At 70.9% G+C, this 26,733-nt stretch carries 21 protein-coding genes and 1 tRNA gene; 9 read left to right on the top strand and 13 right to left on the bottom strand.

The window, feature by feature from the left end; translation table 11 throughout:
• Window positions 1-284: 284 nt before the first annotated feature.
• A tRNA-Thr gene (locus V6M57_RS02215) sits at window positions 285-360 on the bottom strand.
• A gap of 81 nt (window positions 361-441) precedes the next feature.
• On the bottom strand, window positions 442-690 hold the full coding sequence (locus V6M57_RS02210) for an acyl carrier protein (RefSeq protein ID WP_332813347.1): 249 nt from the start codon (window positions 688-690) through the stop codon (window positions 442-444).
• A gap of 184 nt (window positions 691-874) precedes the next feature.
• Here V6M57_RS02210 and V6M57_RS02205 point away from each other — a divergent pair, with 184 nt between their 5' ends.
• On the top strand, window positions 875-1,864 hold the full coding sequence (locus tag V6M57_RS02205) for a DUF1839 family protein (RefSeq protein ID WP_332813346.1): 990 nt from the start codon (window positions 875-877) through the stop codon (window positions 1,862-1,864).
• 10 nt (window positions 1,865-1,874) lie between these two features.
• Here V6M57_RS02205 and V6M57_RS02200 read toward each other — a convergent pair whose 3' ends face one another.
• From V6M57_RS02200 to V6M57_RS02180, 5 genes are all read right to left on the bottom strand, one after another.
• Complete coding sequence (locus V6M57_RS02200) at window positions 1,875-2,885, bottom strand: class 1 fructose-bisphosphatase (RefSeq protein WP_442968767.1); 1,011 nt, start codon at window positions 2,883-2,885, stop codon at window positions 1,875-1,877.
• 68 nt (window positions 2,886-2,953) lie between these two features.
• Window positions 2,954-5,596, bottom strand: a complete 2,643-nt coding sequence (pepN, locus tag V6M57_RS02195; RefSeq protein WP_332813345.1) for an aminopeptidase N — start codon at window positions 5,594-5,596, stop codon at window positions 2,954-2,956.
• Between the two features lie 9 nt (window positions 5,597-5,605).
• A protein-coding gene (gene prfB / locus V6M57_RS02190; RefSeq protein ID WP_332813344.1) for a peptide chain release factor 2 occupies window positions 5,606-6,710 on the bottom strand; the annotation gives its coding sequence in 2 pieces (ribosomal slippage) (window positions 5,606-6,628 and window positions 6,630-6,710; 1,104 coding nt in all).
• A 114-nt stretch (window positions 6,711-6,824) separates the two neighbouring features.
• On the bottom strand, window positions 6,825-7,754 hold the full coding sequence (locus V6M57_RS02185; RefSeq protein WP_332813343.1) for a hypothetical protein: 930 nt from the start codon (window positions 7,752-7,754) through the stop codon (window positions 6,825-6,827).
• A 390-nt stretch (window positions 7,755-8,144) separates the two neighbouring features.
• On the bottom strand, window positions 8,145-9,050 hold the full coding sequence (locus V6M57_RS02180) for an alpha/beta fold hydrolase (RefSeq protein ID WP_332813342.1): 906 nt from the start codon (window positions 9,048-9,050) through the stop codon (window positions 8,145-8,147).
• Between the two features lie 27 nt (window positions 9,051-9,077).
• Between V6M57_RS02180 and V6M57_RS02175 the strand changes: the two genes are divergently transcribed.
• The 3 genes from V6M57_RS02175 to V6M57_RS02165 are packed head-to-tail and all read left to right on the top strand — an operon-like array spanning window position 9,078 to window position 12,492.
• Window positions 9,078-10,877 carry an acyl-CoA synthetase gene (locus V6M57_RS02175; protein ID WP_332813341.1) on the top strand — a complete coding sequence of 600 codons (1,800 nt, stop codon included), beginning with the start codon at window positions 9,078-9,080 and terminating at the stop codon, window positions 10,875-10,877.
• Between the two features lie 48 nt (window positions 10,878-10,925).
• Window positions 10,926-11,987, top strand: a complete 1,062-nt coding sequence (locus tag V6M57_RS02170; RefSeq protein WP_332813340.1) for an aldo/keto reductase — start codon at window positions 10,926-10,928, stop codon at window positions 11,985-11,987.
• 10 nt (window positions 11,988-11,997) lie between these two features.
• Window positions 11,998-12,492, top strand: a complete 495-nt coding sequence (locus V6M57_RS02165; RefSeq protein ID WP_332813339.1) for an aminoacyl-tRNA deacylase — start codon at window positions 11,998-12,000, stop codon at window positions 12,490-12,492.
• 71 nt (window positions 12,493-12,563) lie between these two features.
• Here the strand turns inward: V6M57_RS02165 and V6M57_RS02160 are convergent, their stop codons facing one another.
• Window positions 12,564-13,094 (bottom strand): hypothetical protein, encoded by a 531-nt coding sequence (locus V6M57_RS02160; protein WP_332813338.1) that lies wholly within the window; start codon window positions 13,092-13,094, stop codon window positions 12,564-12,566.
• 48 nt (window positions 13,095-13,142) lie between these two features.
• Here V6M57_RS02160 and V6M57_RS02155 point away from each other — a divergent pair, with 48 nt between their 5' ends.
• A complete protein-coding gene (locus tag V6M57_RS02155) occupies window positions 13,143-13,757 on the top strand; it encodes a hypothetical protein (RefSeq protein ID WP_332813337.1) in 615 nt (204 codons plus the stop codon).
• Window positions 13,758-13,791: 34 nt separating this feature from the next.
• Window positions 13,792-14,424 (top strand): glycerol-3-phosphate 1-O-acyltransferase PlsY, encoded by a 633-nt coding sequence (gene plsY / locus V6M57_RS02150; RefSeq protein WP_332813336.1) that lies wholly within the window; start codon window positions 13,792-13,794, stop codon window positions 14,422-14,424.
• A 217-nt stretch (window positions 14,425-14,641) separates the two neighbouring features.
• On the opposite strand, the gene V6M57_RS02145 is transcribed toward plsY, so the two are convergent.
• The 3 genes from V6M57_RS02145 to V6M57_RS02135 form a co-directional block, all read right to left on the bottom strand.
• Window positions 14,642-16,255, bottom strand: coding sequence for an MFS transporter (locus V6M57_RS02145; RefSeq protein WP_332813335.1), 1,614 nt, complete (start codon window positions 16,253-16,255; stop codon window positions 14,642-14,644).
• Window positions 16,255-16,824, bottom strand: coding sequence for a retropepsin-like aspartic protease family protein (locus tag V6M57_RS02140; protein WP_442968768.1), 570 nt, complete (start codon window positions 16,822-16,824; stop codon window positions 16,255-16,257). Before V6M57_RS02140 ends, V6M57_RS02145 begins: the two co-directional genes overlap by 1 nt.
• 81 nt (window positions 16,825-16,905) lie before the next feature.
• A complete protein-coding gene (locus V6M57_RS02135) occupies window positions 16,906-17,391 on the bottom strand; it encodes a YajQ family cyclic di-GMP-binding protein (protein WP_332813333.1) in 486 nt (161 codons plus the stop codon).
• 44 nt (window positions 17,392-17,435) lie between these two features.
• Here V6M57_RS02135 and murB point away from each other — a divergent pair, with 44 nt between their 5' ends.
• From murB to V6M57_RS02120, 3 genes are all read left to right on the top strand, one after another.
• On the top strand, window positions 17,436-18,482 hold the full coding sequence (gene murB, locus V6M57_RS02130) for a UDP-N-acetylmuramate dehydrogenase (RefSeq protein WP_332813332.1): 1,047 nt from the start codon (window positions 17,436-17,438) through the stop codon (window positions 18,480-18,482).
• A gap of 138 nt (window positions 18,483-18,620) precedes the next feature.
• Window positions 18,621-20,438 (top strand): autotransporter assembly complex protein TamA, encoded by a 1,818-nt coding sequence (locus V6M57_RS02125; protein ID WP_332813331.1) that lies wholly within the window; start codon window positions 18,621-18,623, stop codon window positions 20,436-20,438.
• 15 nt (window positions 20,439-20,453) lie between these two features.
• Window positions 20,454-24,185, top strand: a complete 3,732-nt coding sequence (locus V6M57_RS02120; RefSeq protein ID WP_332813330.1) for a translocation/assembly module TamB domain-containing protein — start codon at window positions 20,454-20,456, stop codon at window positions 24,183-24,185.
• 313 nt (window positions 24,186-24,498) lie between these two features.
• On the opposite strand, the gene argG is transcribed toward V6M57_RS02120, so the two are convergent.
• On the bottom strand, window positions 24,499-25,833 hold the full coding sequence (gene argG / locus V6M57_RS02115) for an argininosuccinate synthase (RefSeq protein WP_332813329.1): 1,335 nt from the start codon (window positions 25,831-25,833) through the stop codon (window positions 24,499-24,501).
• 165 nt (window positions 25,834-25,998) lie between these two features.
• Window positions 25,999-26,700 (bottom strand): glycine zipper 2TM domain-containing protein, encoded by a 702-nt coding sequence (locus tag V6M57_RS02110; RefSeq protein ID WP_332813328.1) that lies wholly within the window; start codon window positions 26,698-26,700, stop codon window positions 25,999-26,001.
• Window positions 26,701-26,733 lie beyond the last annotated feature (33 nt).

The following is a 26,733-nucleotide window of genomic DNA, read 5'->3' as shown; positions in this document are numbered from 1 at the left end:
GATGATCGAGCGAATCAACACCGTTGACCGGCTTGTCAATCAGCAGATCGTGTTCCGCGAGCAGCGCCACAAGTGGGTAGGCAAGCCTCAATCGGAGAAGCCGAAGGAGCTTGAGCTGGCCTAGTAGCGGACGCCACTCCCTCTCGCCCGCCCGCTCCGGCGGGCTTTTTCATGCCATCATCGAGAAGAATATGATCCCGTTCTAGGGGAGAATGGCCTCGCCTCGTTACGCGCCAGCTACGGAAAAGCCCCCCTACCGAGACAGCAGGGGGGCCTTTTGACTGTGGTGCCGGAGAGAGGAATCGAACCCCCGACCTTCTCATTACGAATGAGCTGCTCTACCGACTGAGCTACTCCGGCACGCGAGCCCAAGATTATAGCTGGCGGCCTCCGGCGCCCCTGGGGCCCCAAGTCGGCGCGGCGATGCCCGCAGGCGCTGTTTCAGGCGGCAATCAGGTCCCGCAGCGCGCGCTCGATGGAGCCGATGCTGCGGAACACCCGCTGCCGCAGCATGCGCTGCGGGAACTCCACCTCGAACTCGCCCTCGAGCGCGAGCATGACGTTCAGGCTGGCCTGGGGGCTCAGTCCGAGGTCGGCGTCGGCGGCGACCCGGTCGACATCCACGCCCAGGCGACCGTGGTCCCGCAACGCCCGCCGGATCGCGCTTTCTGCATTCCGCACGCTGGTCATGCGGGCATCTTCTCCACCTCGGCGGTTTCGCGCTGTCGGACGGGACCGCAAGCACAGCAGCGACGCCGTCCCGCCCATGGCTCCAAGGCACCAGTGCGCGGATCCGGGCCGCCCACGGCCCAGCCGCCCGGTGCTATCGTCCTGCGGGCTCCCACGCATTGCCGACGTGCCGCATCCACCTTCCATGAGCTCGATCGCCGTCCTGCCGGGCCTCACGCCTGCGAGCTACCGGCGCCACCCGCTGCATGGGGAGGGTTGCGACTGGCCCGCGAAGAACCCCCGCGCCGACCTGTGGATCGGCTTCGTGCACACGCTGGGGCTGGAGCCGCTGGCGATGCTGGCATCGGCCGTGGCCGTGGGCTTCGAGGACGACCAGTGGACCTTCTTCCAGCCGCCGCAGCAGGAGCTGCGCGTGCTGTACGGCATTGACGTGCGCGAGTTGGCCGCCTGGCGCCCGCTGCTCGAACATGCCCGGGAGCACCTGGCGGGGGGCAAGCTGGTCGGCATCGATGTCGATGCGCACGGCCTTCCCGGAACAGCCGCTGTCGAAGGCCGCCGCAGCCATGCGACGACGACCATCCTGATGGCGGAACTGGACGAATCGCGCGAGCGCCTGGGCTATTTCCAGGGCGCCGGCTACCACGAGTTGGCGGGCGAGGACTTCCGGGCGCTGTTTCGCCTCGGTGCGCCACCCGATCCGCCGCCCCTGCCTGCATTTGCGCAGCTGGTGCGCATCGACCGGCTGGCGCGCAAGGACCCGGCCGAACTGGCCGACCAGGCCTTCGAGTTGCTGCGCGGGCATTTCGCCTGGAGGCCGCGCGCGAACCCGTTCTCGCGCTTCGCGGCGCGCATCGCGCAGGACTGGCCGGCGATGTGCGACCTGGGCCTGGCGCACTACCAGCAGTGGGCCTTTGCGTCGGTGCAGCAGGCCGGCGCGGCCTTCGAACTCCTGGGCGCGCACCTACGCTGGCTGGCGACCCAGGGCTACCCGGAACTGAGCGAGCCGGCCCAGCGCTTCGACGCGATCGGCTCGACCAGCCGGACCCTGCTGCTCCAGGGCGCGCGAGCCGTCCGCGCCGGCAGGCCGCTCGCCGCCGACGACCTGCTGCAAGGCATGGCCGGCGACTGGGAGCAGGGGATGGCGATGCTGGGGCCGTTGATGGCGGAGGGCTGAAACGCCAGGGCTACTGGCCGGCCTCGAGGTGGTAGCGCGTCACCCGCTCCACCTCGTTCTTCGAACCCAGGATCACGCTCACGCGCTCGTGCAATTTCCCGGGATGGATGTCGAGGATGCGCTCGCGGCCGTTGGTGGCGGCGCCGCCGGCCTGCTCGACCAGCCAGCCCATGGGGTTGGCCTCGTACATCAGACGCAGCTTGCCGGGCTTTTCCGGCTCGCGCTTGTCCCAGGGGTACATGAAGATGCCGCCGCGCGTCAGGATGCGGTGCACGTCGGCCACCATGGAGGCGACCCAGCGCATGTTGAAGTCCTTGCCGCGCGGGCCTTCCGTGCCGGCCAGGCACTCGTCGATGTAGCGCTTCACCGGCGCGTCCCAGTGGCGCATGTTGGACATGTTGATCGCGAATTCCCTGGTGTCCTCGGGAATGCGCACGTCCTCCTGGGTCAGCATGAAGGAGCCCTGCTCGCGGTCCAGCGTGAACATGGCCACGCCGTCACCCACGGTGAGCACCAGCGTGGTCTGCGGGCCGTAGACGCAGTAGCCGGCGGCCACCTGCCTGTGGCCGCACTGCAGGAAGTCGCCCTCGTCGACGCCGCGGTCGTCCTCGGGCATCTTCAGCACGCTGAAGATGGTGCCGATGCTGACGTTGACGTCGATGTTGGACGAGCCGTCCAGCGGGTCGAACAGCAGCAGGTATTCGCCCTTGGGGAAGCGGTTGGGCACCACGTAGATGCCCTCCATCTCCTCGCTGGCCATGCCGGCCAGGTGGCCGCCCCATTCGTTGGCCTCGATCAGCACCTCGTTGGCGATGATGTCCAGCTTCTTCTGGATCTCGCCCTGCACGTTGCCGGTGCCGGCCGTGCCCAGAACGTCGCCCAGCGCGCCCTTGTTGACGTGGTGACTGATGCGCTTGCAGGCGCGCGCCACCACCTCGATGAGCAGCCGCAGCTGGCCGGGGATGTGGCCGTGCGTGCGCTGCTGCTCGACGAGGTAGCGGGTCAATGACACGTTGCTCATGATTTCCCTCCCGGTTCAATTGGCGAACGGCCTCGCCTCCTGCATCGAATGACGGACGACGCCATCCGTCATTCGGCCAGCGCGCGGGTGACGACCTCGCGCACGTCGTTGGACAGGTCGGGCTTGGCCGCGACACGGGCGATCGCCTCGCGCGCGCCGCTGCGCTGCGGCTCGGCCAGCTTGCGCCAGCGATCCAGCGCGCGGGCCAGACGCGAGGCGACCTGCGGGTTGATGGCGTCCAGCTCGATCACGCGCTCGCTCCAGAACACGTAGCCGGCGGCGTCCGGCCGGTGGAACGCGCCCGGATTGGCGCTGCAGTAGCTGAAGACCAGGCTGCGCGCGCGGTTCGGGTTGCGGATGTTGAAGTCCGGGTGCTGCATCAGCTGGCGCACCGCCGGCAGGATGTTGCCGCCGCGGTCGGGCGCGCCGGCCTGCAGCGCGAACCACTTGTCCAGCACCAGCGGCTCGTCCCGGAAGATCGCATGGAAGCGCTCCAGCGCCGGCCGGGCCAGCTCGTGGCCGCTGACCACCAGGGCCGACAGCGCGTTGAACCGGTCGGTCATGTTCGAGGCGTCCTTGAAGCGCTGGTAGGCCTTGCCCGGCCACACCGGGTCGTTGGTCTTGCGCGCGGCGATGCACAGGTGCGTGAGCGCCAGGCCGGCCAGCGCGCGCCGGCCCGCGGACACCGGGTCGGGCCGGTACGCACCACTGTCCTTGTGGGCCTCGAACGCCCAGGCCCAGTCGTGCAGCAGCGCGCTCGCCAGTTGTTCGCGCATGGCCTCGCGCACCGCATGCACCCGCTGCGGATCGACCACGTCCAGCTGCTCGGCGATGTAGGCCTCGGCCGGCAGGGTGAGCACCAGTTCCTTGAAGGCGGCGTCCAGCGCGGGGTGGCGCAGGATGCTGCGCATCGCGTCAATGAAGGGGACGTCGAGGTGGACGGCGCCGCCGCCGCGGATGGCGGCCAGCGCGCGGTTGACGGCCAGCCGCTGCCCGGCCTCCCAGCGGTTGAACGGATCGGTGTCGTGCGCCAGCAGGACGAGCAGCTGCGCATCGGTGTAGTCGAACTCCAGGATCACCGGCGCGCTGAAGCCGCGCAGGATGGACGGTACCGGCTCCGCCGCCAGCCCCTCGACCGCCAGCGTCTCGCCGGGCTGCGTGAGCACGTGCAGCCCGTGCGCGAGCTCGCGCCCGTCCGGCCCCAGCAGGCCCCAGGCCACCGGGATCACGAACGGCTGCTTGTCGGCCTGGCCCGGCGTGGGCGGGCAGCTTTGCGACAGCGCCAGGCGGTAGGTGCCGGTGCCGGCGTCCCACTGCCCGGTGGCCTTCACGCGCGGCGTGCCGGCCTGGCTGTACCAGCGCTTGAACTGCGGCAGCAGCTCGTGCAGCCTGGACTGCGGGTTGGCGTCGGCGATGGCCTGGGCGAACTCGTCGCAGGTGACCGCCTGGCCGTCGTGGCGCTCGAAGTACAGCTTCAGCCCGCGGGCGAAGCCTTCGCGGCCCACCAGCGTCTGCATCATGCGCACGACCTCGGCGCCCTTTTCGTAGATCGTGACCGTGTAGAAGTTGTTGATCTCCAGGTACTGGTCGGGCCGCACCGGGTGTGCCATCGGGCCGGCGTCCTCCGGGAACTGGGCGGTGCGCAGCACCCGCACGTCCTCGATGCGCTTGACGGCGCGCGCCGACGCCTCGCCGGCCAGGTCCTGGCTGAACTCCTGGTCGCGGAAGACCGTCAGGCCTTCCTTGAGCGAAAGCTGGAACCAGTCGCGGCAGGTGATGCGGTTGCCGGTCCAGTTGTGGAAGTACTCGTGGCCGACCACCGACTCGATGTTCGCGAAGTCGGTGTCGGTGGCCGTCGCCTGGCTGGCGAGCACGTACTTCGTGTTGAAGATGTTCAGGCCCTTGTTCTCCATCGCGCCCATGTTGAAGTCGCTGGTGGCGACGATCATGAAGCGTTCCAGGTCCAGGGCCAGGCCGAAGCGGGCTTCGTCCCAGGCCACCGAGGCCATCAGCGAGTTCATCGCGTGCTCGGTCTTGTCCAGGTCGCCCGGCCGCACGTAGACCTGCAGCAGGTGCTCCTTGCCGCCGCGCGAGCGCACCTTCTGCTCGCGGCACACCAGCTGGCCGGCCACCAGGGCGAACAGGTAGCAGGGCTTGCGGTGCGGATCGACCCAGCGGGCGTAGTGGCGCCCGTCGTCCAGGTCGCCGGAGGCCACCCGGTTGCCGTTGGACAGCAGCACCGGGTACAGGCGCTTGTCGGCGCGCAACGTGACGGTGTAGCTGGCCATCACGTCGGGCCGGTCCAGGAAGTAGGTGATGCGGCGGAAGCCCTCGGCCTCGCACTGGGTGAAGAACGAGCCGTTGCTGACGTACAGGCCCATCAGCTGCGTGTTCTTCGCCGGCGCGCAGGTGGTGAAGATCTCCAGCTCGAAGGGCTCGTTGCCCTCGGGCAGGTTCTCCAGCACCAGGCGGCCGTCGTCCAGCTTGAACGAGGTACCCTGGCCGTTGACCAGCACGCGCGCCAGGTTCAGGTCCTCGCCGTCGAGCTTCAGGGCCTGCGCCGCGGCCTCGGGGTTGCGACGCACCCGCATCCGGTTGAGCACGCGGGTCTTGGCGGGGTCGAGGTCGAACACCAGTTCGACCGTGTCGATCCAGTACGGCGGGGGTTGGTAGTCGGCGCGGTAGATCACCGCGTTCTGGCCTTCACGCATGGGGTTCCTTTACACGCCCTGCTTGAGCGAGGCCTCGATGAAGGGATCGAGGTCGCCGTCCAGGACCTTCTGGGTGTTGGAGATCTCGACGTTGGTGCGCAGGTCCTTGATGCGGCTCTGGTCCAGCACGTAGCTGCGGATCTGGTGGCCCCAGCCGACGTCGGTCTTGGTGTCCTCCAGCTTCTGCTGCTGCTCCATGCGCTTGCGCATCTCGTGGTCGTACAGGCGCGAGCGCAGGCGCTGCCAGGCCAGGTCGCGGTTGCTGTGCTGGCTGCGGCTGTCCTGCGACTGCACCACGATGCCGGTCGGGATGTGCGTCAGGCGCACCGCCGAATCGGTCTTGTTGATGTGCTGGCCGCCGGCGCCGGAGGCGCGGTAGGTGTCCACGCGCACGTCGGCCGGATTGATGGTGATCTCCACCGAGTCGTCGATCTCGGGGTAGACGAACACGCTGGCGAAGCTGGTGTGGCGCCCGCCCGCGGAGTCGAACGGCGACTTGCGCACCAGCCGGTGCACGCCGGTCTCGGTGCGCAGCAGGCCGTAGGCGTACTCGCCCTCGATCTTGATGGTGGCGCCCTTGATGCCGGCGATGTCGCCGGCGGTCTCGTCCTCGACCACCGCCTTGAAGCCCTTGCGCTCGGCGTAGCGCAGGTACTGGCGCAGCAGCATGCCGGCCCAGTCGCAGGCTTCGGTGCCGCCGGCGCCGGCCTGGATGTCCAGGAAGGCGTTCATCGGATCGGCCGGCTTGTCGAACATGCGCCGGAACTCCAGCGCCTCGACGGTTTCGGTGAGCTTGCGCGCCTCGGCCTCGATGGTGACGAGGCCGGCTTCATCGTTGTCGTCGCGGCTCATTTCGAACAGCTCGAGGTTGTCCGACAGCTCGCGATCCAGCTGCTGCAGCGCGACGACCACGTCGTCGAGCTGCTTCTTTTCCTTGCCCAGTTCCTGGGCCTTCTTCGGGTCGTTCCAGACCGCGGGGTCTTCCAGCGCGGCGTTGACGGTCCTCAGGCGCTCCGACTTGGCATCGTAGTCAAAGATACCTCCGGAGATCGGCGCAGCGGGACTGCAGGTCTTCCAGGGTGCTGCCGATGAGGTTGGTGCGTTCTGCGTCCATGGTTGTCGTGCTTTCTGTAAAGCACGGATTTTCGCAGAAGGGACGGGACCGCGGGCTGGGGCACGCGGCGGTGTTGTCCTGGCCCCGGGTCCGTGCGCGCGGCGCGCAGCGCCGCTAGCGTGCGCCCGGCCCCGCCAGGTACGACTGCGCGCGGCGGTTGCCGGCGCTGGCGGCGCGCTCGAACCAGCTGAGCGCCTGCTTCTGGTCGGCCGTCACCGTGGCACCTTCGAAGTAGGCGACGCCCAGGAAGTAGCTCATTTCCGAACGGCCATGGCGGATGCCATCCTCGGTGGCCTTGCCGGAGCGCTTGACGATGGTGGGGATGTCGCCGCGGCCGGCGGCATAGGCCTGCATCTGCTCGATCGTGGCGGCATAGAAGCGGTCGCGGCTCTGCTGGGCGGCCGGGCGTTCGGCTTCGGGCAGGCTGGCGATGAGCTCTTCCGACAGCACGGGCAGGGCCTCGAAGGGCGTCATGCCGCCCTTCATGCGCGGCGAATACCAGGCGCGCAGCATCACCCGGTCGAGCGGCAGCAGGCCGTCGACCTTCTGCGGGAAATAGCTCAGCACCGTCTTGCCGCCCGGGTGGCCGCGCACGCCCATCAGGTGCATGGCCTCGTGGTAGGCGCAGCGCCACGCATCGCGGCTGCGCATCTGGATGCTGGCGCTGTCGACCTTGGCCTCGGTGCGGAAGTCCAGGAAGGTGACGCAGGGCTGGTTGTCCTGCAAGGCGGTGTCGGGGAGGATCTCGACCGTGAGGTTGGCCGGCTCGCCGGGCTGGTCGGTCACGTCGACCAGCCGGACGCCCGCCTCCTGCGTGACGGTGCGCAGCGCCTGGGTGACGTACTCCCGGTGCTGGGGCAGGTCGACGCCCGACATCCGCATGCGGATGTCGTTCTCCCAGCGGACCACGCGGGTGGGCGTGCCGCTCTGGTGCCACAGCACTTCCCACAGCGTGGCCAACCCCTGCTCCGTCTCATCCGCGGCGGCCGCGAAACAGGGGGCGAGCATCGCTGCAAGGCACAGCGACCAGAACCTTCTGCTCATCCGAGTCACCTCAAACTACGTTTGGTGACGAGTCTAGGGGTAGGAGCGCTCCTACGCCATGGATGGGCAGGATCCGGACGGACTTGTAGGAGAAATGCGGATTTTTACCGGCGGCTGATGTGCTGCGGCGTCAGCGGAGGCGCGTCGCAAGAGTGGCCGAGCCCAGGGGCGTGGCCGAGCCTAGGGGCGTGGCCTGGCCGCCCCGGGACGTGGTCGAGCGCCGAGATGTGGTCGAGCCCAGGACTGTGTCATTGCGGCCTTGCGCCGCAATCCATCTCCCGACCGTGGGATGGGGCAATGTGTGTGTTCGGTCGGCGAGAGGTGGATCCCGGCTTTCGCCGGGAAGACATACCCGACGGGACTGCCCCTCGACGAAGGGCCTGGGCCGCCTCAGCCGTCCAGGAAATCCTCGATCAGCTGGGCCAGCACGGCCGGCTGGTCGTGGTGGAACATGTGGCCCGCGTCTTCCACGATGGCCTTGCTCAGCCTGGGTACCGAGGCCAGCCGCTGGTGGAACTCGGCCAGCGTGAAGCGGCCCTGCCACCACTGGGCCAGGCTGTCATCGCTGGCTTCCACCCACAGCGCCGGACAGGCGATGCGCCGGTAGACCTCCAGCATCTCGTCCACGCGGAACAGCTGGGCGCTGGTGATCTTGTGGGCGGCGTCGCCCAGGATGCGCCAGCGGCCGTCGGCGCCCTGTTGCGCCCAGTGCCGGGCCAGCCACTCGGCCTTGTCGCGCGGCAGCCGCCGGTTGGTCTTCATCAGCCGCGCCGCGACGCCCTCGGCGGAGTCGTAGCTCCTGAGTTCCAGTTCGCCGCGGTGGAAGGCCTTGAGCTCGTCCATCCACTTCGCGTAGCGCCTGGGCGCCTGGGCCGGCTGGGTGGCCGGCATGCCGAAGCCTTCCAGGTTGACCAGCCTGCGCACCCGCTGCGGGCGCGCGCCGGTGTACAGCATGGCGACCTGGCCGCCCATGCTGTGGCCGACCAGGTCCACGGGCTGGTCGCCGGCATAGTGGTCGAGCAGGAAGTCCAGGTCGGCGAGGTAATCGGGAAACCAGTAGTTGTCCGCCGGCGGCGATTCGGTCAGGCCGTAGCCGCGCCAGTCGGGCGCGATCACGAAGTGCTCGCGGGAGAAGGCGTCGACCACGAACTGGTACGACGCGGACACGTCCATCCAGCCGTGCACCATCACCACGGGCACCTGGCCCGGCTGCGGATCGCCCCAGATGCGGACGTGATAGCGCGAGCGGCGTATCGGGACAAACTCGCTGCGCGACGTTCGGCGGGGTTGGTACATTTGTTGCGAATGATAGGAGGGCGAGCCATGGCAGTCAGTCAACGCAGCGACAAGGACAACTGGCAGCAGATGCACGCGCAGTTCCGCTGGGCGGTGCCGGAGCACTTCAACATCGCGCAGGCGTGCTGCTCGCGCTGGGCGCAGGCGACCGACGGCGGCCGGCGGGTCGCGGTGCGCGCGCACGCCGCGCAGGGCGAGGGCACCCTGACCTTCGGCGCACTGCAGGCGCAGGCCAACCGGTTGTCCAACGTGCTGGCGTCGCTGGGCGTGAAGCGGGGCGACCGGGTGGCGCTGGTGATGCCGCAGCGCTTCGAGACGGCCATCACCTACATGGCGGTCTTCCAGCTCGGCGCGGTGGCCATGCCGCTGTCCATGCTGTTCGGCCCCGAGGCGCTGGAGTACCGCCTGCAGGACAGCGGCGCCGTGGTGGCGGTGTGCGACGAGAGCTCCATCGCCAACCTGCTGGCGGTGCGCCGGTCCTGCCCGGCGCTGCGCACGCTGGTCGGCGTCGGCGCCGCGGCGCTGCAGGCCGACCTGGACTGGGGCGTGGAGCTGGCCAGGCACGAACCGGACTTCACCGCCGCGCGCACCAAGGCCGACGAGGGCGCCGTGCTGATCTACACCAGCGGTACCACCGGCCCGCCCAAGGGCGCGTTGATCCCCCACCGGGCCCTGATCGGCAACCTCCCCGGCTTCGTCTGCAGCCAGAACTGGTTCGGCTTCCCGCCCAGCGCCGACATGCCGGCGCAGCCCGCGGCTGCGGGGAAGAGGGGCGGGGAGGGGTCGGTCCGTGACGGGCAGGCGCCCGGCGCCGGGGACCCGAACACGTCGGTGTTCTGGTCCCCGGCGGACTGGGCGTGGACCGGCGGGCTGATGGACGCGCTGCTTCCCGCGCTCTACTTCGGCCGTCCCATCGTCGCCTACAACGGCCGCTTCAGCCCCGACACCGCCTTCGCGCTGATGCAGGAACATGGCGTCACCCACACCTTCCTGTTCCCCACCGCCCTGAAGGCGATGATGAAGGCCTACCCGAAGCCGCGGCGCCAGTTCCGGCTCAGGCTGCAGGCCATCATGAGCGCCGGCGAGGCGGTCGGCGACACCGTGTTCGCCTATTGCCGCGACGAGCTGGGCGTGGTGGTCAACGAGATGTTCGGCCAGACCGAGATCAACTACGTGGTCGGCAACTGCAGCATGAACGGGCGCACCGAAGGCGGCGTGGGCTGGCCGGCGCGGCCGGGCAGCATGGGGCGTCCGTACCCGGGCCACCGCGTGGCGGTGATCGACGACGACGGCAACGAGTGCCCGCCGGGCGTGCCGGGCGACGTGGCGGTCAACCGCTACGACGTGCACGGCGACCCCGACCCGATCTTCTTCCTCGGCTACTGGGGCAACGAGCGCGCCACCCGCGGCAAGTACACCGGCGACTGGTGCCGCACCGGCGACGTCGCCACGCGCGACGAGCAGGGCTACCTCTGGTACCAGGGCCGCGCCGACGACGTGTTCAAGGCCGCCGGCTACCGCATCGGCCCGAGCGAGATCGAGAACTGCCTGGTCAAGCACCCCGCGGTGGCCAATGCGGCCGTGGTGCCCAAGCCCGATGCCGAGCGTGGCGCGCTGGTCAAGGCCTACGTGGTGCTGGCCCCCGGCCACGCCCCCGGCGACTCGCTGGTGGCGCAATTGCAGCAGCACGTGCGCGGCAAGCTCGCGCCCTACGAGTACCCCAAGGAGATCGAGTTCATCGACGCCCTGCCCATGACCACCACCGGCAAGGTGCAGCGGCGCGTGCTGCGGCTGCAGGAGGAGGAGCGGGCGCGCAAGGCGGCGTAGGCCTTGCCGTATCCTGCGCGCCTTCGATCCATCCCTGCAGTCCCCTCGATGAACCTCGTCACCCTCGGCGCCGGCGACCTGCGCGTCACCCCGGTCTGTCTCGGCACCATGACCTTCGGCGAGCAGGTCGGCGAAGCCGAGGCCCACGCCATCCTCTCGCGTGCCGTCGGGCGCGGCATCAATTTCATCGACACGGCCGAGATGTACGCGGTGCCGGCGCGCAAAGAGACGTTCGGCGCCACCGAAGCCATCATCGGCCGCTGGCTGGCGGCCAACCCGGGCCTGCGCCAGCGCATCGTGCTGGCCAGCAAGGCCGCAGGCCCCTCGCGCGGGATGCCCTGGATCCGCAAAGGCCAGGGCCTGACGGCGGCCGACATCCTGGCCTCGTGCGAGGGTTCGCTGCGGCGCCTGCGCACCGACGTGATCGACCTGTACCAGATCCACTGGCCCGAGCGCAACGCTCCGATGTTCGGCTCGATGGCCTACGACCCGGCCCAGGAGCGCACGAAGACTTCGATCCACGAGCAGCTCGAAGCGCTGGCGCGGCTGGTGCGCGAAGGCAAGGTGCGCCACGTCGGCCTGTCCAACGAAACCCCCTACGGCGTGCACGAGTTCGTGCGGCTGGCCGAACAGCACCGCCTGCCGCGCGTCGCCACCGTGCAGAACCCCTACTGCCTGGTCAACCGCAGCGTGGAGAACGGGCTGGACGAAAGCCTGCATCGCCTGGGCGTGTCGCTGCTGGCCTATTCGCCGCTCGGGTTCGGCCTGCTGACGGGCAAGTACGACGAGGGCGGCTTCACCGGCGAGCAGGCGCCGGCTGGCGCGCGCATCGCGGCCTTCGAATCGGTGCGCCAGGGTCGCTGGGGCCGCCCCGACGCACTGGCCGCCGCGCGCCGCTACAACGCGCTGGCACGCCGGCACGGCCTGACGCCGACGAAGCTGGCGCTGGCCTTCTGCTACACCCAATGGCGGGTCGCCAGCACGATCATCGGGGTGACGTCCCTGGCGCAACTCGACGAGAACCTGGACGCCTGGGGCACGCAGCTGGCGCCCGACCTGCTGGCGGAGATCGACCGCATCCGCTGGGAGATGCGCGACCCGGCGATCTGACCCGCGAGCCATGGCGAAGAAGGACCACGTCAGCCAAACCCCGGCCACCGCGCTGCTCAGGGCGCAGGGCGTGGCCTTCACCGAGCACCCCTACGAGTACGTGGAGCACGGCGGGGCGACGCACAGTGCGCAGGTGCTGGGATTCGATCCGTTCACCGTGGTCAAGACGCTGGTGATGCAGGACGAGAAAGCGCGCCCGCTGATCGTGCTGATGCACGGCAACCGCAAGGTGTCGACCAAGAACCTGGCGCGCCAGATCGGGGCCAAGTCGGTCGAGCCCTGCGCGCCGGAAGTCGCCCACCGCCACAGCGGCTACCTGGTGGGCGGCACCTCGCCCTTCGGCACGCGCCGGCAGATGCCGGTCTACATCGAGGAAACCATCCTCGCGCTGCCGCGCATCGCCATCAATGGCGGCCGGCGCGGCTACCTGGTGCGAATCGACCCGCAGGCGTGCGTGCGGCTGCTCGGGGCCACGCCGGTGCACTGCGCGCTGGAGGAGGCGTGATCGTCGACCACCCTGCGAAAGGGAGACAGGGCTGACCGCGCGGGCTTGCAGCCATGCGACGCCTGGGGCCGTCAGCGTCGGTAGGTCGAGCAAGTCTCGGTGTTGCGCTTGCGCTCACAGATCTCCGTAAGGCGGCTGGGTCCGCATCCCTCCACAAGAGTGCGGTCTTCACCCAGCTTTTCGTAACGGCTGCAAAGCAGGAACGGGGCCATTGGCGGGGCGGGTACGCGCAGCCCGGTGACTCTGGACTGGACGCAATCCTGCACATGACCCGCCTGGTCGGTGCGGGCGGTTCGCACGATGCCTTGGTCGTCCAGGGTGAACACCATCCGGGCAGTGGTTGGGCCTGGAAATACCGCTGTCACGCACTCCGAGATGGCCTTCTCCGCCGGCCAGACCGGCCGCCGCTTCGTTCCGTTGTCGTCCCAGATGGTTCCCCGCAGCCATTGCGCCAGGTACTGCCTGGCTGCAGCACCATCGTTCTGGATCTCGGCGTCGGACCATGCCTGCTCGAATTCGGCCGCTGCGGCGGGCGCAGGTGCTTCCTGCGCACCGGCAGACGCCGTCCATACCAGCACACACGCAACAGTGAGGTTTCGCATTTCCGGATGTCCTCCTAAAGTGCTGCCGATTATTGGAGGAGCAACACCATGAAGCGAAGAACGGTTCTGTCCATGTTGGGGGGAGTGGCGCTGCTCCCCGGTTGCGGTCTCGGCCCGCACGCACGCTCGGATGACGTGACCGTTGGCGCGCGGCCCGTGCAGCCGCTGCACAAGGTTCGCCACCTGACCGTCGTGTTCGAGCCCATGGGACTCGATCTGGCAGAGCAGGCGGGGCCCGTCGCCGTTGCCATGTCGGGCTGGATGAACCCGGAAAAAGCGCGCGAGCTGCGCACGCGGGTACTCGACATCCTCGCACGCAATGGAATCGCAGCCGAGGTCCTGGCCAGGGAACGGGCGGGCGCTCCGCCGAAAGCCGGGGAAAGGGAAGCCGCCTATGTCCTGCAGGTAAAACCGGTCGGCCTCATCGTCGCCTCGCGCGTCGTGTATGGTCACCCCGTCATCCAGGCTGCCACTGTCCGTGTCAAGGGAAGCGTCCGCCAGCTTGGCAAGACCGAGTTGTTGCTGCAGGTTGGCGGGCTCATGGGCATGGATGCGCGCCTGCGCCTGGATACCGACCGCTACATGGCCTCCGTGCTCAACGCAATGGGGGACCACGGGGCGCCGCCGCTTCCACGGCTTCCGGTGGAACTGCCGGAAGCCTGACCGCCGCACGGCACGCTGGCAGAATCGGCGCCCGATGGACACCCTGTACCCCGTGCTCGCCGCCCTCGCGGCCTACCTGGTGGGCTCGCTCGCCTTTGCCGTGATCGTCAGCCGCGCCATGGGCCTGTCGGACCCGCGCACCTTCGGCAGCAGGAACCCCGGCGCCACCAACGTGCTGCGATCGGGCAGCAAGGCGGCGGCGATCGTCACGCTGCTGCTGGACGCGATGAAGGGCCTGGTGCCGGTGCTGCTGGTGCGCCTGTACGGCAAGCCGCTCGGGCTGGAGGACGGCACGGTGGCCCTGGTGGCGCTCGGGGCCTTCCTCGGCCACCTGTACCCCGTGTTCTTCCGCTTCCAGGGCGGCAAGGGCGTGGCGACCTTCATCGGCGCCGTGTTCGGCGTCCACTGGCTGCTGGGCATCGCCACCGGGCTGACGTGGCTGATCATCGCCTTCTTCTTCCGTTATTCGTCGCTGGCCTCGCTGGTGGCGGCGGTGTTCGCGCCGGTGTACTACCTGCTGGGCGACCGCATCCAGTGGTACGCGGAGAAGCCGGTGGTGTTCGCGCTGTTCGCCATGGCGGCGCTGCTGGCGTGGCGCCACCGCGAGAACATCCAGCGGCTGCTGGCGGGCAAGGAGTCGAAGCTGGGGGCGAAGAAGAAGGCGTGAAGGGGGCAGCGGTCCCCCGCTGCCAAGCCGGCCTCGGGCCCCCGCCGTGTCATTGCGGGCCCGACCCCCGCGGTGTCATTGCGGCCTTGAGCCGCAATCCATGGCCTGCGGCCTGAAAGTCGCGCTCGCGTGTCCGACCCACGGGAGGTGGATCCGGCTTTCGCCGGGATGACACGCGTGGGGTCCGGGGCAGCAAGGAGGCCCCGATGAGGGCCGCCTACTCCCGCTCGATCACGAACCGCGTCACCTTGGGCGGCTCCTCGCCCAGGTGGAACGACAGGCGCCGGTCGCGCAGTTGCGCATCCGCCGCGGTGATGCGGTCGAAGCGGCGCAGGTGTTCGATCCAGGATTCGTCGGTGATCTGCTCGATGTAGCAGGCCGGGTCGCCGAGGTCGTGCACCAGCTGCCAGTTCAGCGCGCCCTGGCGCAGCCGGCTGCGCCGGCTCTCTTCCATGACCGCCAGGAATTCCTGCGACCGCGCCGGGTCGATGCGGTACTCCACGCACACCTGGATGCGCCCGCCCTGCGCCGGGCCCGCCATCTGCGGCACCTTGATCACCTGCGAGGGCGTCAGGTCCTCCTCGGTGCCGCGGTCGTGCATCAGGCGCTGCGCCAGCAGCATCAGGACCACGCCGGTGATCGCGGCCGCCGTCAGGCTTTCGGGCACGCTGGTCCAGGTGGCGACCTGTCCCCAGAGGGCGGCGCCGCTGGCGGTCGAACCCATCAGGCACATCTGGTAGATCGACATGCCGCGCGCCCGCACCCAGTCGGGCAGGGCCATCTGCGCGGCCACCGTCAGCGAGTTGGCGACCGTGATCCAGGCCATGCCGGAGACCACCATCGCGGGCACCGCGATCGCGATGTTGGGCGCGTAGGCGACCGCCAGCGTGCCCAGCGCCTGCAGCACGGTGCCGAGCAGGATCAGCCGCTGCAGCGGCAGCCAGGCGCGCAACCTCGGCATCTGCAGCGCCGCGAAGATGGCGCCGCCGCCCATCGACGCCAGCAGCACGGTGAAGGTGCCGGCGGCCCCGCCGGGCAGGCCGCGCGCCACCAGCGGCAGCAGCGCCAGCTGCGCGGTGGAGTTCAGGAAGAACACCGAGATGCGCAGCAGGATGCCGCGCATGCGGCCGGACTGGCGCACGAACTGCACGCCCACGCGCATGGCGCTGGACAGCCGCTCGCGCCCGAGCGGGCTTTCCTTGTGCTCGCGCCGCCAGCGCATGATGACGAAGCCGGCCACCACCGACAGCACCGCGTTGAGCACGAACACCCAGGCGCTGCCCAGACTGGCGATCACGGCGCCGGCCACCAGCGGCCCGACGATGCGCGAGCCGTTCATGGCCACGCCGTTCAGGGCCAGCGCCTGCGCCAGCTGGTGCCGCGGCACCACCTCCGGGATGATGGCTGCGAACACCGGCCAGCGCATCGCCAGCCCGATTCCGTTGGCGAAGGTCAGCGCCAGCAGCAGCACCGGGCTCAGCAGGCCCAGCAGGATCACGCCGCACAGGATGGCGGATACGCCCGCCACCCAGAACTGCGTGACCATGAAGTAGCGGCGCCGGTCCAGGATGTCGGCCAGCGCGCCGCTGGGCAGGCCGAGGAAGAACACCGGCAGGGTGGAGGCCGACTGCACCAGCGCCACCCACAGCGGCGACGGCCCGATCGACGTCATCAGCCAGGCGGCCGCGACGTCGTTCATCCACATGCTGGTGTTGGCCGCGAACCAGGTGAACCAGAGCATCCGGAACACCCGGATGCCCAGCGGACCCAGCGCGGTGACCGGAGGCTCCAGCGGCGGCGGCTCGAGGGCGGCTCGTTCCGGGTCGGCCATCAGTAGCGCCGCTCGAGCACCATCTGGTCGTTGTCGCGCCGCATCTGGAACCGGTTGAGGAAACTGTTGCCCAGCAGGACGTAGGGCATGGGCTGCTGGCCGACGACGGCGTCCACGTCCCGCACTTCCACTTCGCGGATGCGCACCGAGGCCAGCTTGACCCGCCAGCCCAGCGCCACGCCGTTGGCCGTGCCCATGCGCACCGGCTGGCCGGACTTGTAGTCGATGCCCAGCCGCTCGGCGTCGCCCGCCCCCATGCTGACGGTCGTGGCGCCGGTGTCCACGATGAAGTGGGCGGCGCGGCCGTTGATCGCGCCCTCCGTGAGGAAGTGCCCGCCGCTGCCGGCCGTCAGCACGATCCTCTGGCCCGCCGGCGCGGCGCCCCCGCCCGATGCGCCGACGCTGGCGGGCGCCTCGCCCACGCGCAGCGTGTGGCGCTTGCCGCCGATCTCCACCACCGCCTGGTCACCGGCGGTCGAGACCACCTTGACGCCCTTGTGCGAATCGCCGGGCGCGATGGATTTCGGCGCCGAGCCGTCCACGATCAGCAGCGCCCGGTTGCCGAGCATCCCCTGCAGGGCGACCGATTGGCCCCAGGCGGGGGCGGTGGCCAGCAAGGCGGCAACGAGGAAAGTGGGGCGCACGCGGGATCAGTCCCTGAAGTTGTTGAAGGACAGCGGAAGGTCGGCGATCTCCTTGCGGATCAGCGCCATCGCGGCCTGCAGGTCGTCGCGCTTGGCACCGGTGACGCGCACCGCGTCGCCCTGGATCGACGCCTGCAGCTTGAGCTTGCTCTCCTTGATCGCCTTCTGCACCTTCTTGGCCGCCTCGGATTCGATGCCGCTGCGCACCTTCAGCACCTGCCTGACCTTGTCGCCGCCGATCCTCTCGACCTTGCCCTTGTCGAGGAAACGCACGTCGACGTTGCGCTTGGTCAACTTGCTCGTGAGGATGTCCTGCACCTGCCCGAGCTGGAAATCGGTGTCGCCGAACACCGTGATGTCCTTGTCCTTGATCTCGATGGCGGCCGACGTGCCCTTGAAATCGAACCGGGTGGCGATCTCCTTGGCGGTGTTGTCGACGGCGTTCTTCACCTCGACCAGGTTGGGCTCGCAGACTGTATCGAAAGACGGCATTTCAGCTCCCCCGGCGCCCCGCGCCCATGGGTCACAATTCTCCCATGATCGTGGAGCACAACGTCGCCCTGGCGCCGCACAACAGCTTCGGCATCGTCGCCAAGGCGCGCGAGCTGGTGCGCGTGCGCAGCGAGGCCGACGTGGTGCAGCTGCTGGCCGACGCCCGGTTGGCGGCGGCGCCCAAGTTCGTGCTGGGCGGCGGCAGCAACATCGTGCTGACCGGCGACGTGCGCGCGCTGGTGCTGAAGGTGGAGATCCACGGCCGGCGGGTGCTGGACGACGGGCCGCGCGCCACCGTGGTCGAAGCGGGCGCCGGCGAGAACTGGCACGAACTGGTGGACTGGACGCTGGCCCAGGGCTGCGCCGGGCTGGAGAACCTGGCGCTGATCCCCGGCACCGTGGGCGCCGCGCCGGTGCAGAACATCGGCGCCTACGGCGTGGAGCTGCAGGACCGCTTCGAGTCGCTGGATGCGATCGACCTGCAGACCGGCCGCGTGTTCACGCTCGACGCCGGCCAGTGTGCCTTCGGCTACCGCGATTCGATCTTCAAGCACGCCGCGCCGGAAGGCGGCGGCCGCGGCATGGGCCTGGCCGGCCGCGCGCTGATCCTGCGGGTGCGCCTGCGCCTGCCCAAGCCCTGGAAGCCGGAGCTGGGCTACATGGACCTGGAGCGCAAGCGCGCCGAGGCGGGCGTGGCCGAACCGTCGGCGCGGCAGGTGTTCGACTGGGTCTGCGCCATCCGCAGCGCCAAGCTGCCGGATCCGCGCGTGCTGGGCAACGCCGGCAGCTTCTTCAAGAACCCCACGGTGACGCCCGAACAGTGCACCGACATCATCGCGCGCGAGCCGAACATCGTGCACTACCCCATGCCCGACGGCTCGGTGAAGCTGGCGGCCGGATGGCTGATCGACGCCTGCGGCTGGAAGGGCAAGTCGGTCGGCAACGCCGGCGTCTACGAGAAGCAGGCGCTGGTGCTGGTCAACCGCGGCGGGGCCACCGGCGGCGAGGTGGTGACGCTGGCCCGCGCCATCCAGACCAGCGTGTACGAGCGCTTCGGCATCCGGCTCGAACCCGAGCCGGTGGTCGTTTGAAGCGGCCATTGCCGCGTTCGGGGCCCGCCCAACCGCCACGCCTGTCGGCATGGGCCTACGCAGCCGAGCTGGCAACCTCTTCATAGTGGAGGGCACCCCGCCCGGCCGGCGGGCCCGGAAGCTCCCCTGAACCCCGACATGAAGCCCGGACTGCGCGCGCGCGCCCTGAGCTGGTGGAGCGGCGCCGCCCTGGCGGCGCTGCTGGTCGGGGGTGCGGCGCTGGCGCAGGAAGGCACGGCGCGGCCGTCGTTCCGCCTCGAGGTGCGCGCGCCCGACGCGGTCCGGGAGCTGCTGGAGCGCCACCTGGAGCTGCAGCGCTATCGCCAGGTGCCCGACCTCGACGAGGCCGAGCTGGCCCGGCTGCTGCGCCTGGCCGAGCGCGACGCCCGCGAGCTGCTGGGCACCCTCGGTTATTTCTCGCCGCGGCTGGACATCCGCCGGGAGCCGGCCGCGGCCGGCACGGTGCCGGTCGTCGTGATCGCGGTCGAGCCGGGTCCGCCGGCCACCGTCGCCGACGTCGACATCGGCTTCCAGGGCGACATCGCCGCTTCCACCGACCCCGATGCGGTTGCGCAGCGGTCGCTGATCGGCGAGCGCTGGAGCCTGCCCGCGGGCCACCGGTTCACCCAGGAAGCCTGGGAGGAGGCCAAGTCCGATGCGCTGCGCGAGCTGGTGGCCAAGCGCTATCCGGCCGGCTCGATCGGATTCAGCCGCGCCGACATCGATGCCGCCGCCGGGCGCGCGCGCCTGGGCCTGCGGCTGGATTCGGGCCCGCTGTTCCGGCTCGGGGCCCTGCAGGTGTCCGGCATCGAGCGCTACGACCCGGTGCTGGTGCCGCGGCTGGCGCGCCTGCGGCCCGGCACCGTCTACGACCAGGACCGGATCCAGCGGGCCCAGCTGCGGCTGACCGGCAGCGGCTATTTCGACTCGGCCTTCATCTACGTCGACCCGGCCGGCGATCCGGCTGCGGCGCCGGTGCAGGTCAACGTGCGCGAGGCGCCGCTGAAGAAGCTGGTGCTGGGCCTGGGCCTGTCGACCGACACCGGTCCGCGGGCCACGGTGGAATACAGCCACAACCGCCTGCCGGGCCTGGGCTGGCGCGCCGTCAACAAGCTGCAGCTGGACCGCAAGGCGCCCTTCATCGGCACCGAGCTGTCCGCCGTCCCCGGCGAGGACGGCTGGCGCTGGGGCGTGGCGGCGCGCGCCGAGCGGCTGGACGACGACACGCTGGTCACCCACAGCCAGACCGTGCGGGTCGGCCGCACGCGCAGCGAGGACCACATCGAGCGCAACGTCTACCTGCAGTTCGACCGTTCCAGCGTGCGCGCCGAGGCGGGTGCGCCGCCGCCCGCGGATACCGGAGACGGCACGGCGCTGAGCGCCAACTACGTCTGGAGCGGGCGCTACTTCGACCAGGAGCCCTATCCGACCCGCGGCTTCGCGGTCGGCGCCGAGCTGGGCGCCGGCATCACCCTGGTGGGCAGCCGCAGCCCGTTCCAGCGCACCGTGCTGCGCTGGCTGCAGATCCATCCGCTGGAGCGCAGCCGGCTGCAGTGGCGCGCCGAAGGCGGCGCGGTGTTGGCCAGCGCCGAGGCGCGCGTGCCGTCCACCCAGCTGTTCCGCACGGGCGGCGACACCTCGGTGCGCGGCTACGGCTTCCGGGACATCGGCGTGGAGCAGCCCGGCGGCCTGGTCGGCCCCGGACGGCTGCTGGCCGTGGGCAGCCTGGAATGGCAGCGGCCGATCCGCCGCGACGGCGTGCCGACCGATTTCGAGAGCGTGCTGTTCGTCGATGCCGGTGCGGTCGCCGACCACGTCAGCGACCTGCGGCCTTCGGTGGGCGTGGGAGCCGGCGTGCGCTACCGCAGCCCGCTGGGTCCGCTGCAGGTCGACCTCGCCTATGGCGTGGATGCCAGGCGGCTGCGCCTGCACATCAACATCGCCACCACCTTCTGAGGAGGCTGGCCAGGCATGAATGCGCTGCGATGGTCGGGGAGGGCGCTGGCGGTGCTGCTGGCGCTCCTCGTCATCGCTGCCGCCGTGCTCTGGTGGTGGGCCGGCCGCGAGGGGTCGGCGCAATGGGCGCTGGAGCAGGCCTCGCGCCGGCTGCCTGCGCTGCAGGCCGCGGGCGTGACCGGATCGCTGCGCCACGGCCTGCGCGTGCAGCAACTTGCGTGGCAGCAGGGCGGCCTGGACGTGCAGGCGCAGCACGTGGAACTGGCCTGGCGCCCGCTGGCCTTGCTGCAGGGGCGGCTGGTGCTCGGCCATCTGCGCGCCGCCCGGGTGGCCATCGAGGACCGGCGCCCCGATACCGGCGAGCGCCCCAGGCCGCCGGCCAGCCTCGCGCTGCCGCTGCCGGTGGCCGTGGACGACATCGCCGTCGGACAGCTGGAGTGGGCCGGGCCGCCCGCCGTGGTGATGCGCGAACTGGTTGCGAGCTATGCGTACGACGGCGCCCGGCACCGGCTCGACCTGCGCAACCTGCGCGCACTGGGCGGCCACTACCGCGGCGAGGCCCGCATTGCCGCGCAGGATCCCTTCGATCTCAGCGTGCAGGCCTCGGGCCGCGTGGCGGCGCCGGTGCCGGGTGCGGCCACGGCCCTGCCGCTGGTGTTCCAGGCCCGGGCCGACGGCCGGCTGGCGGACTTCGACCTGCAGGCCAAGGTGCAGGCCGAGCCCGGCGGCGGCGCCGCCGGCGCGCAGGCGACGCTGGTGGCGCGTGCCACGCCTTTCGAGCCGCTGCCGGTGGCGCGCGCGCGCGCCGATTTCCAGGCCTTCGATGCCGGCGCGATCTGGGCGCGCGCGCCGCACACCCTGCTGTCCGGCCGCGTCGTGCTGGAGCCGCGCGACGCCGACACCTGGGCCGTGAGCGCCGACCTGCACAACGCGCTGCCCGGCCCCTGGGACCGCCACCGGGTGCCGGCCGCGCGCCTGCAGGCCGAGGGCGACTGGAGCCTGCCGGCGCGCGCCTTCGTGCGGCAGCTCGAAGCCGACGTGGGCGGCGGCAAGGTGCGGGCGCGGGGCGAATGGGAAAGCGAGCAGGCCTGGCGCATCGAGGGCACGCTGGCCGGCGTGAATCCGGCGGCCGTGCACAGCGCGCTGGCGCCGCTTCCGCTGGGCGGCCGGGCCACGCTGCGGGCCGAAGGCGAGGCGCTGCTGTTCGACACCGAGCTGGCGGCGGCGGTCGATCCGCAGGCGCAGCCGGCTTCCCCCGCCAACGAGATCGCGGCGGCCGTGGATGCGCTGGAGCTGCGTTCGCTGCAGGCGCGCGGCCGCTGGGCGGGCCAGCAGCTGTCGCTGCCGCTGCTGAAGGTGGACACGGCCGACGCCCGCCTGGATGCGGCGCTGGACCTGGAGCCGGCCGCCCGCTTCGGCCGCGGCCGCGCCGACCTGCAGGCGCCGGGGCTGCGGGTGCGCGCCGTCGGTTCGCTGGGGCGCACGCGGGGCGGCGGCCATGCGAAGGTCTCGGTGGCCGACGTGGCCCTGGCGCAGCAGTGGCTGCAGAAGGTCCCGGGGATCCCGCAGGCCCTGACTTCGCCGCTGCTGGCCGGCCACGCGGAGGCGCAGTTCGCCTGGCAGGGCGGTTGGGACGACCCCGAGGTCGAGGGCACGCTGGCGGTACCGCAGTTGCAGCCGGCCACGGAGCCGGACCAGGCGGCCCCCTGGTCGCTGCGCGATGCCACGCTGCGGCTGGACGGCCGCCTCGCCGATGCGAGCATCGACCTGCGCGCCCGGGCGCTGCAAGGCGACCGGCAGCTCACGCTGGAGCTCGCCGGCCGGGCCGGCCGCAGGCCCCGCGGTGCGTGGCAGGGGCAGGTGGCATCGCTGCAGGCGCAGGCCCGCGATCCGGCGATCGGGCCCGGCCCCTGGCGGCTGGCGCTGCAGCGGCCGCTGGCTGTGTCGTGGTCGGGCGGCCGCCTGGAGGCCGGCGCGTCGCAGGCCACCTTGATCGCGCCGCCACCGGCCGCCGGCGGCGCGTCCTCGCAGGCCCTGGTGGCCTGGGAGCCGGTCACCTGGGCGGCCGGCGCCTTGCGCACGGCCGGCCGCATCACCGGCCTGCCGCTCGCCTGGGTGGAACTGCTGGGCGGCCCGCAACTGGCCGGCTCGGCGCTCGCCGGAGACCTGGTGTTCGAGGGGCAGTGGGAGGCGCTGGTGGGCGATCGGCTGCGGCTGCGCGCGTCGCTGGCGCGCAGCAGCGGCGACGTGTCGGTGCTGGCGGAGGCAGCGGAAGGCGGCTCGACGCGGGTGCAGGCCGGCGTGCGGCAGGCGCGGCTGACGATCGAGGGCGAGGGCGAGGACGTGGCGGCGGCGCTGGTCTGGGACTCCGAGCGGGCCGGCAGCGCGCGGGGGCGCATTGCCTCGAGGCTGTCGCTCGAAGGCGGCGGCTGGAGCTGGCCGGCGCAGGCGCCACTGTCCGGGTCGATCGAGGCGCAACTGCCGCGGCTGGGCGTGTGGTCCCTGCTGGCCCCGCCGGGCTGGCGGCTGCGCGGATCGGTGCAGGCCGACATCACCGTGTCGGGCACGCGCGCCGAGCCGCAGCTGGCCGGCTCCCTGACCGCGACCGACCTGGCCCTGCGTTCGGTGGTGGACGGCGTCGCCTTGCGCGACGGCCGGCTGCGCGCGCGGCTGGAAGGACGCCGGCTGGTCATCGAGGAATTCGCGCTGTTCGGGGCCGGCCCGGATGGCGGCCGGATCAGCGGCACCGGCGAGGCCGGCTGGCTGGCCGGAGGACTGCAGGCGCGCCTGGCCATGCAGATCGAGCGCTTGCGGGCGAGCATCCGGGACGACCGGCAACTGACGCTGTCGGGCCAGCTGACGGCCGCACTCGCGCCAGCCGCGGTGGAGGTGCGCGGCGCGCTGCAGGTGGACCGCGCCCGCATCACGCTGCCGGACGAAACCGCGCCCCGCCTGGGCGACGACGTGGTGGTGCACAACCTGCCACCCGGGGTGACGCTGGGCCGCGGTGCGGCGCCGCGCGAGGGCGGCCGGGCCGGGCGGCCGCTCACGCTGGCCGTGACGCTGGACCTGGGCAACGATTTCCGGGTGCAGGGCCGCGGGATCGAGACCCGCCTGGCCGGCACGCTGGCGATTTCCGGCGAGTCGGTGACCGAGCCGCGGCTGGTGGGCGCGATCCGGACGGAGGGCGGCGAGTACCGGGCCTACGGGCAGCGGCTGGAGATCGAGCGCGGGGTGCTGCGCTTCACCGGCCCGGTCGACAACCCCTCGCTGGACATCCTGGCGATCCGGCCGCGGCTGGTGCAGCGGGTGGGCGTGCAGATCACCGGCACGGCGCAGTCGCCCTTCGTGCGGCTGTATGCCGAGCCGGACCTGCCCGAATCGGAGAAGCTGGCCTGGCTGGTGCTGGGGCGCTCGTCGGCTTCCGGGGGCGCCGAGACGGCGCTGCTGCAGTCGGCTGCCATGGCGCTGCTGCAAAGCCGCGCCGGCGGCGGCAGCGGCGGCAGGGGGCCGGCGGCCCTGCTGGGCCTGGACGAGCTGGGCTTGCGCCGCGACGGTGCCGAGGGGCCGGCCGTCACGCTGGGCAAGCGCCTGGGCCGCGACCTCTACGCGTCGTACGAGCGCAGCCTGGCGGGCACGCTGGGCACGCTGTACATCTTCTACGACCTCTCGCGGCGGCTGACCGTGCGGCTGCAGGCCGGCGACCGGGTCGCGGTGGACCTGATCATGACGTTTGCGTACGACTGAAGGGTGCGCGCCCCGAATGCAGGCCGCACGTCCCGGATGCAGGCCGCGCGTCCCGGATGCAGGGCGAGCGTCCGCGATGCAGGGCGAGCGTCCCCGATGCAGGGCACGCGTTCCGAATGCCGGGCGTGCGCCCCGGATGCCGGGCGTGCGTCCCGAACGCAGGGCACGCGTTCCGAATGCATGTCATCCCGGCGCAAGCCGGGATCCATCTCCCGCAGCGTGCATGCGCGCCAGGTTCCAGCAGCGGGAGATGGATTGCGGGTCAAACCCGCAATGACAAGCGAGGCAGCCCCGCAAGGGCCAGGGCTGCGCCTTAGTTCTTCTCGTCGCCCAGCTGCGGCACCGACGCGCCGCTGCCCAGCGACAGCAGGCCGGCCTTGCTGTACACGCCCAGCTTGTCGCGCGTGTCCACGATGTCGAGGTTGCGCATCGTGAGCTGGCCGATGCGGTCGCGCGGGGAGAACATGGACTCGCCCTTTTCCATGGTCAGCCGCTCGGGCTGGTAGGTGAGGTTGGGCGACTCGGTGTTCAGCAGCGAGTAGTCGTTGCCGCGGCGCAGCTCGATCGTCACCTCGCCGGTGATCGCGCGCGCCACCCAGCGCTGCGCCGTCTCGCGCAGCATGATGGCCTGCGGGTCGAACCAGCGGCCCTGGTACAGCAACCGGCCCAGGCGGCGGCCGTTGTCGCGGTACTGCTCGATGGTGTCCTCGTTGTGGATGCCGGTGACCAGCCGCTCGTAGGCGATGAACAGCAGCGCCAGCCCCGGGGCCTCGTAGATGCCGCGGCTCTTGGCCTCGATGATGCGGTTCTCGATCTGGTCGCTCATGCCCAGGCCGTGGCGGCCGCCGATGCGGTTGGCTTCCAGGATCAGCTCGACCGGATCGTCGAAGGACTGGCCGTTCAGCGCAACCGGCTGGCCTTCCTCGAAGCGCACCCGGACTTCCTCGGCCTTGACCGGGACCTCCTCCTTCCAGAAGGCCACGCCCATGATCGGGTTGACGATGCGGATGCCGGAGCTCAGGTGCTCCAGGTCCTTGGCCTCGTGCGTCGCGCCCAGCATGTTGCTGTCGGTGCTGTAGGCCTTCTCGGCCGACATCCTGTAGGCGAAGCCGGCCTTCTGCATGAACGCGCTCATCTCGGCGCGGCCGCCCAGTTCGTCGATGAAGGCCTGGTCCAGCCAGGGCTTGTAGACCTTCAGCGCCGGGTTGGTGAGCAGGCCGTAGCGGTAGAAGCGCTCGATGTCGTTGCCCTTGAAGGTGCTGCCGTCGCCCCAGATGTGGACGTCGTCCTCCTTCATGGCCGACACCAGCATGGTGCCCGTGACCGCCCGCCCGAGCGGCGTGGTATTGAAGTAGGTCACGCCGGCGGTGGAGATGTGGAAGGCGCCGGCCTGCAGCGCCGCGATGCCTTCCTGCGCCAGCTGCTTGCGGCAGTCGATCAGGCGTGCCTGCTCGGCGCCGTACTGCATCGCCTTGCGCGGGATCTCGTCGTAGTCCGGCTCGTCGGGCTGGCCCAGGTTGGCGGTGTAGGCGTACGGGATCGCGCCCTTCTGGCGCATCCAGTGCAGCGCGGCGCTGGTGTCCAGGCCGCCTGAGAAGGCGATGCCGACCTTCTGGCCGGCGGGCAGGTGTTCGAGGATGGTGCTCATGGGCCCAAGGGCTAGGGGCTGGGGCTGGGCATTCGTGACCCTGCCCCGCGCCGGACAGGCGCCGGGTTCCATCGGGATGGTTGCCGGGGGAAGGCGAGATTCTAAAGTGGGCGCGCCGCCGGGCCCTGGCGGGTCGGCGGTGCGCATCCGGGGTGGCCTTCGGGCTTATCGCCAGTGGCGATGGCCGTGGTGGCGCCCGCCGCTGCGGTGCACGTAACCGAAATGCAGCGACACCGGCGGCTGGTAGTAGTAGGGCCGGTAGTAATAGGCCGGGTAGGCCGGGTAGGCCTGCGTCACGACCACCTGCGGCGGCGCGACGACCACCGGCGCGGTGACGGCGGGTGGCACCGGCGCGCTGTAGACGGGGGCTGCCGGCGCGGGTGCGCTGGACGTGGGCGGCGGCACGCCCACCGGCGTGACCTGCAGCTGCACGGTGGGACCCGGGTCGTGGGGCATGTTCACCGAGTACTGGCGCCCGGCGTATTCGTACACCACGTTGTAGCTGACGGCGCGGTTCTCGTAGTACGTCTGGGTGGCGCACTGCTGCACGGTCTGGATCTCGGTGCCGGGCCGCTCGATCTGGTTGCCCAGCAGGGCGCCGCCGACCAGGCCGATGGCGGTGGCGGCCGCGCGGCCGCTGCCGCCGCCGATGGCATTGCCCGCGGCGCCGCCCGCGATGGCCCCGAGCACGGCGCCCGCGCCGCTGGGTTCCTGTTGCACCGCCACCGGTTGCTGGGTGCAGACCTGGCGCGGCACCGCCACCTGCTGGATCACCGGCGTGCTGGAGATCACCCGCCCGACTTCCTGCGCCTGGGCGGCGCCGGCGGCGGCCAGGACGGCCAACGGGAGGACAAGGGACTGCTTCATAAGGGGCCTCGCTTGTGTTGCCGGCATGCCCAA

The organism is Ramlibacter sp. (genome assembly GCF_036676645.1).
Taxonomy (GTDB): domain Bacteria; phylum Pseudomonadota; class Gammaproteobacteria; order Burkholderiales; family Burkholderiaceae_C; genus Ramlibacter.
This window is presented reverse-complemented; position numbering and strand designations above follow the sequence as displayed.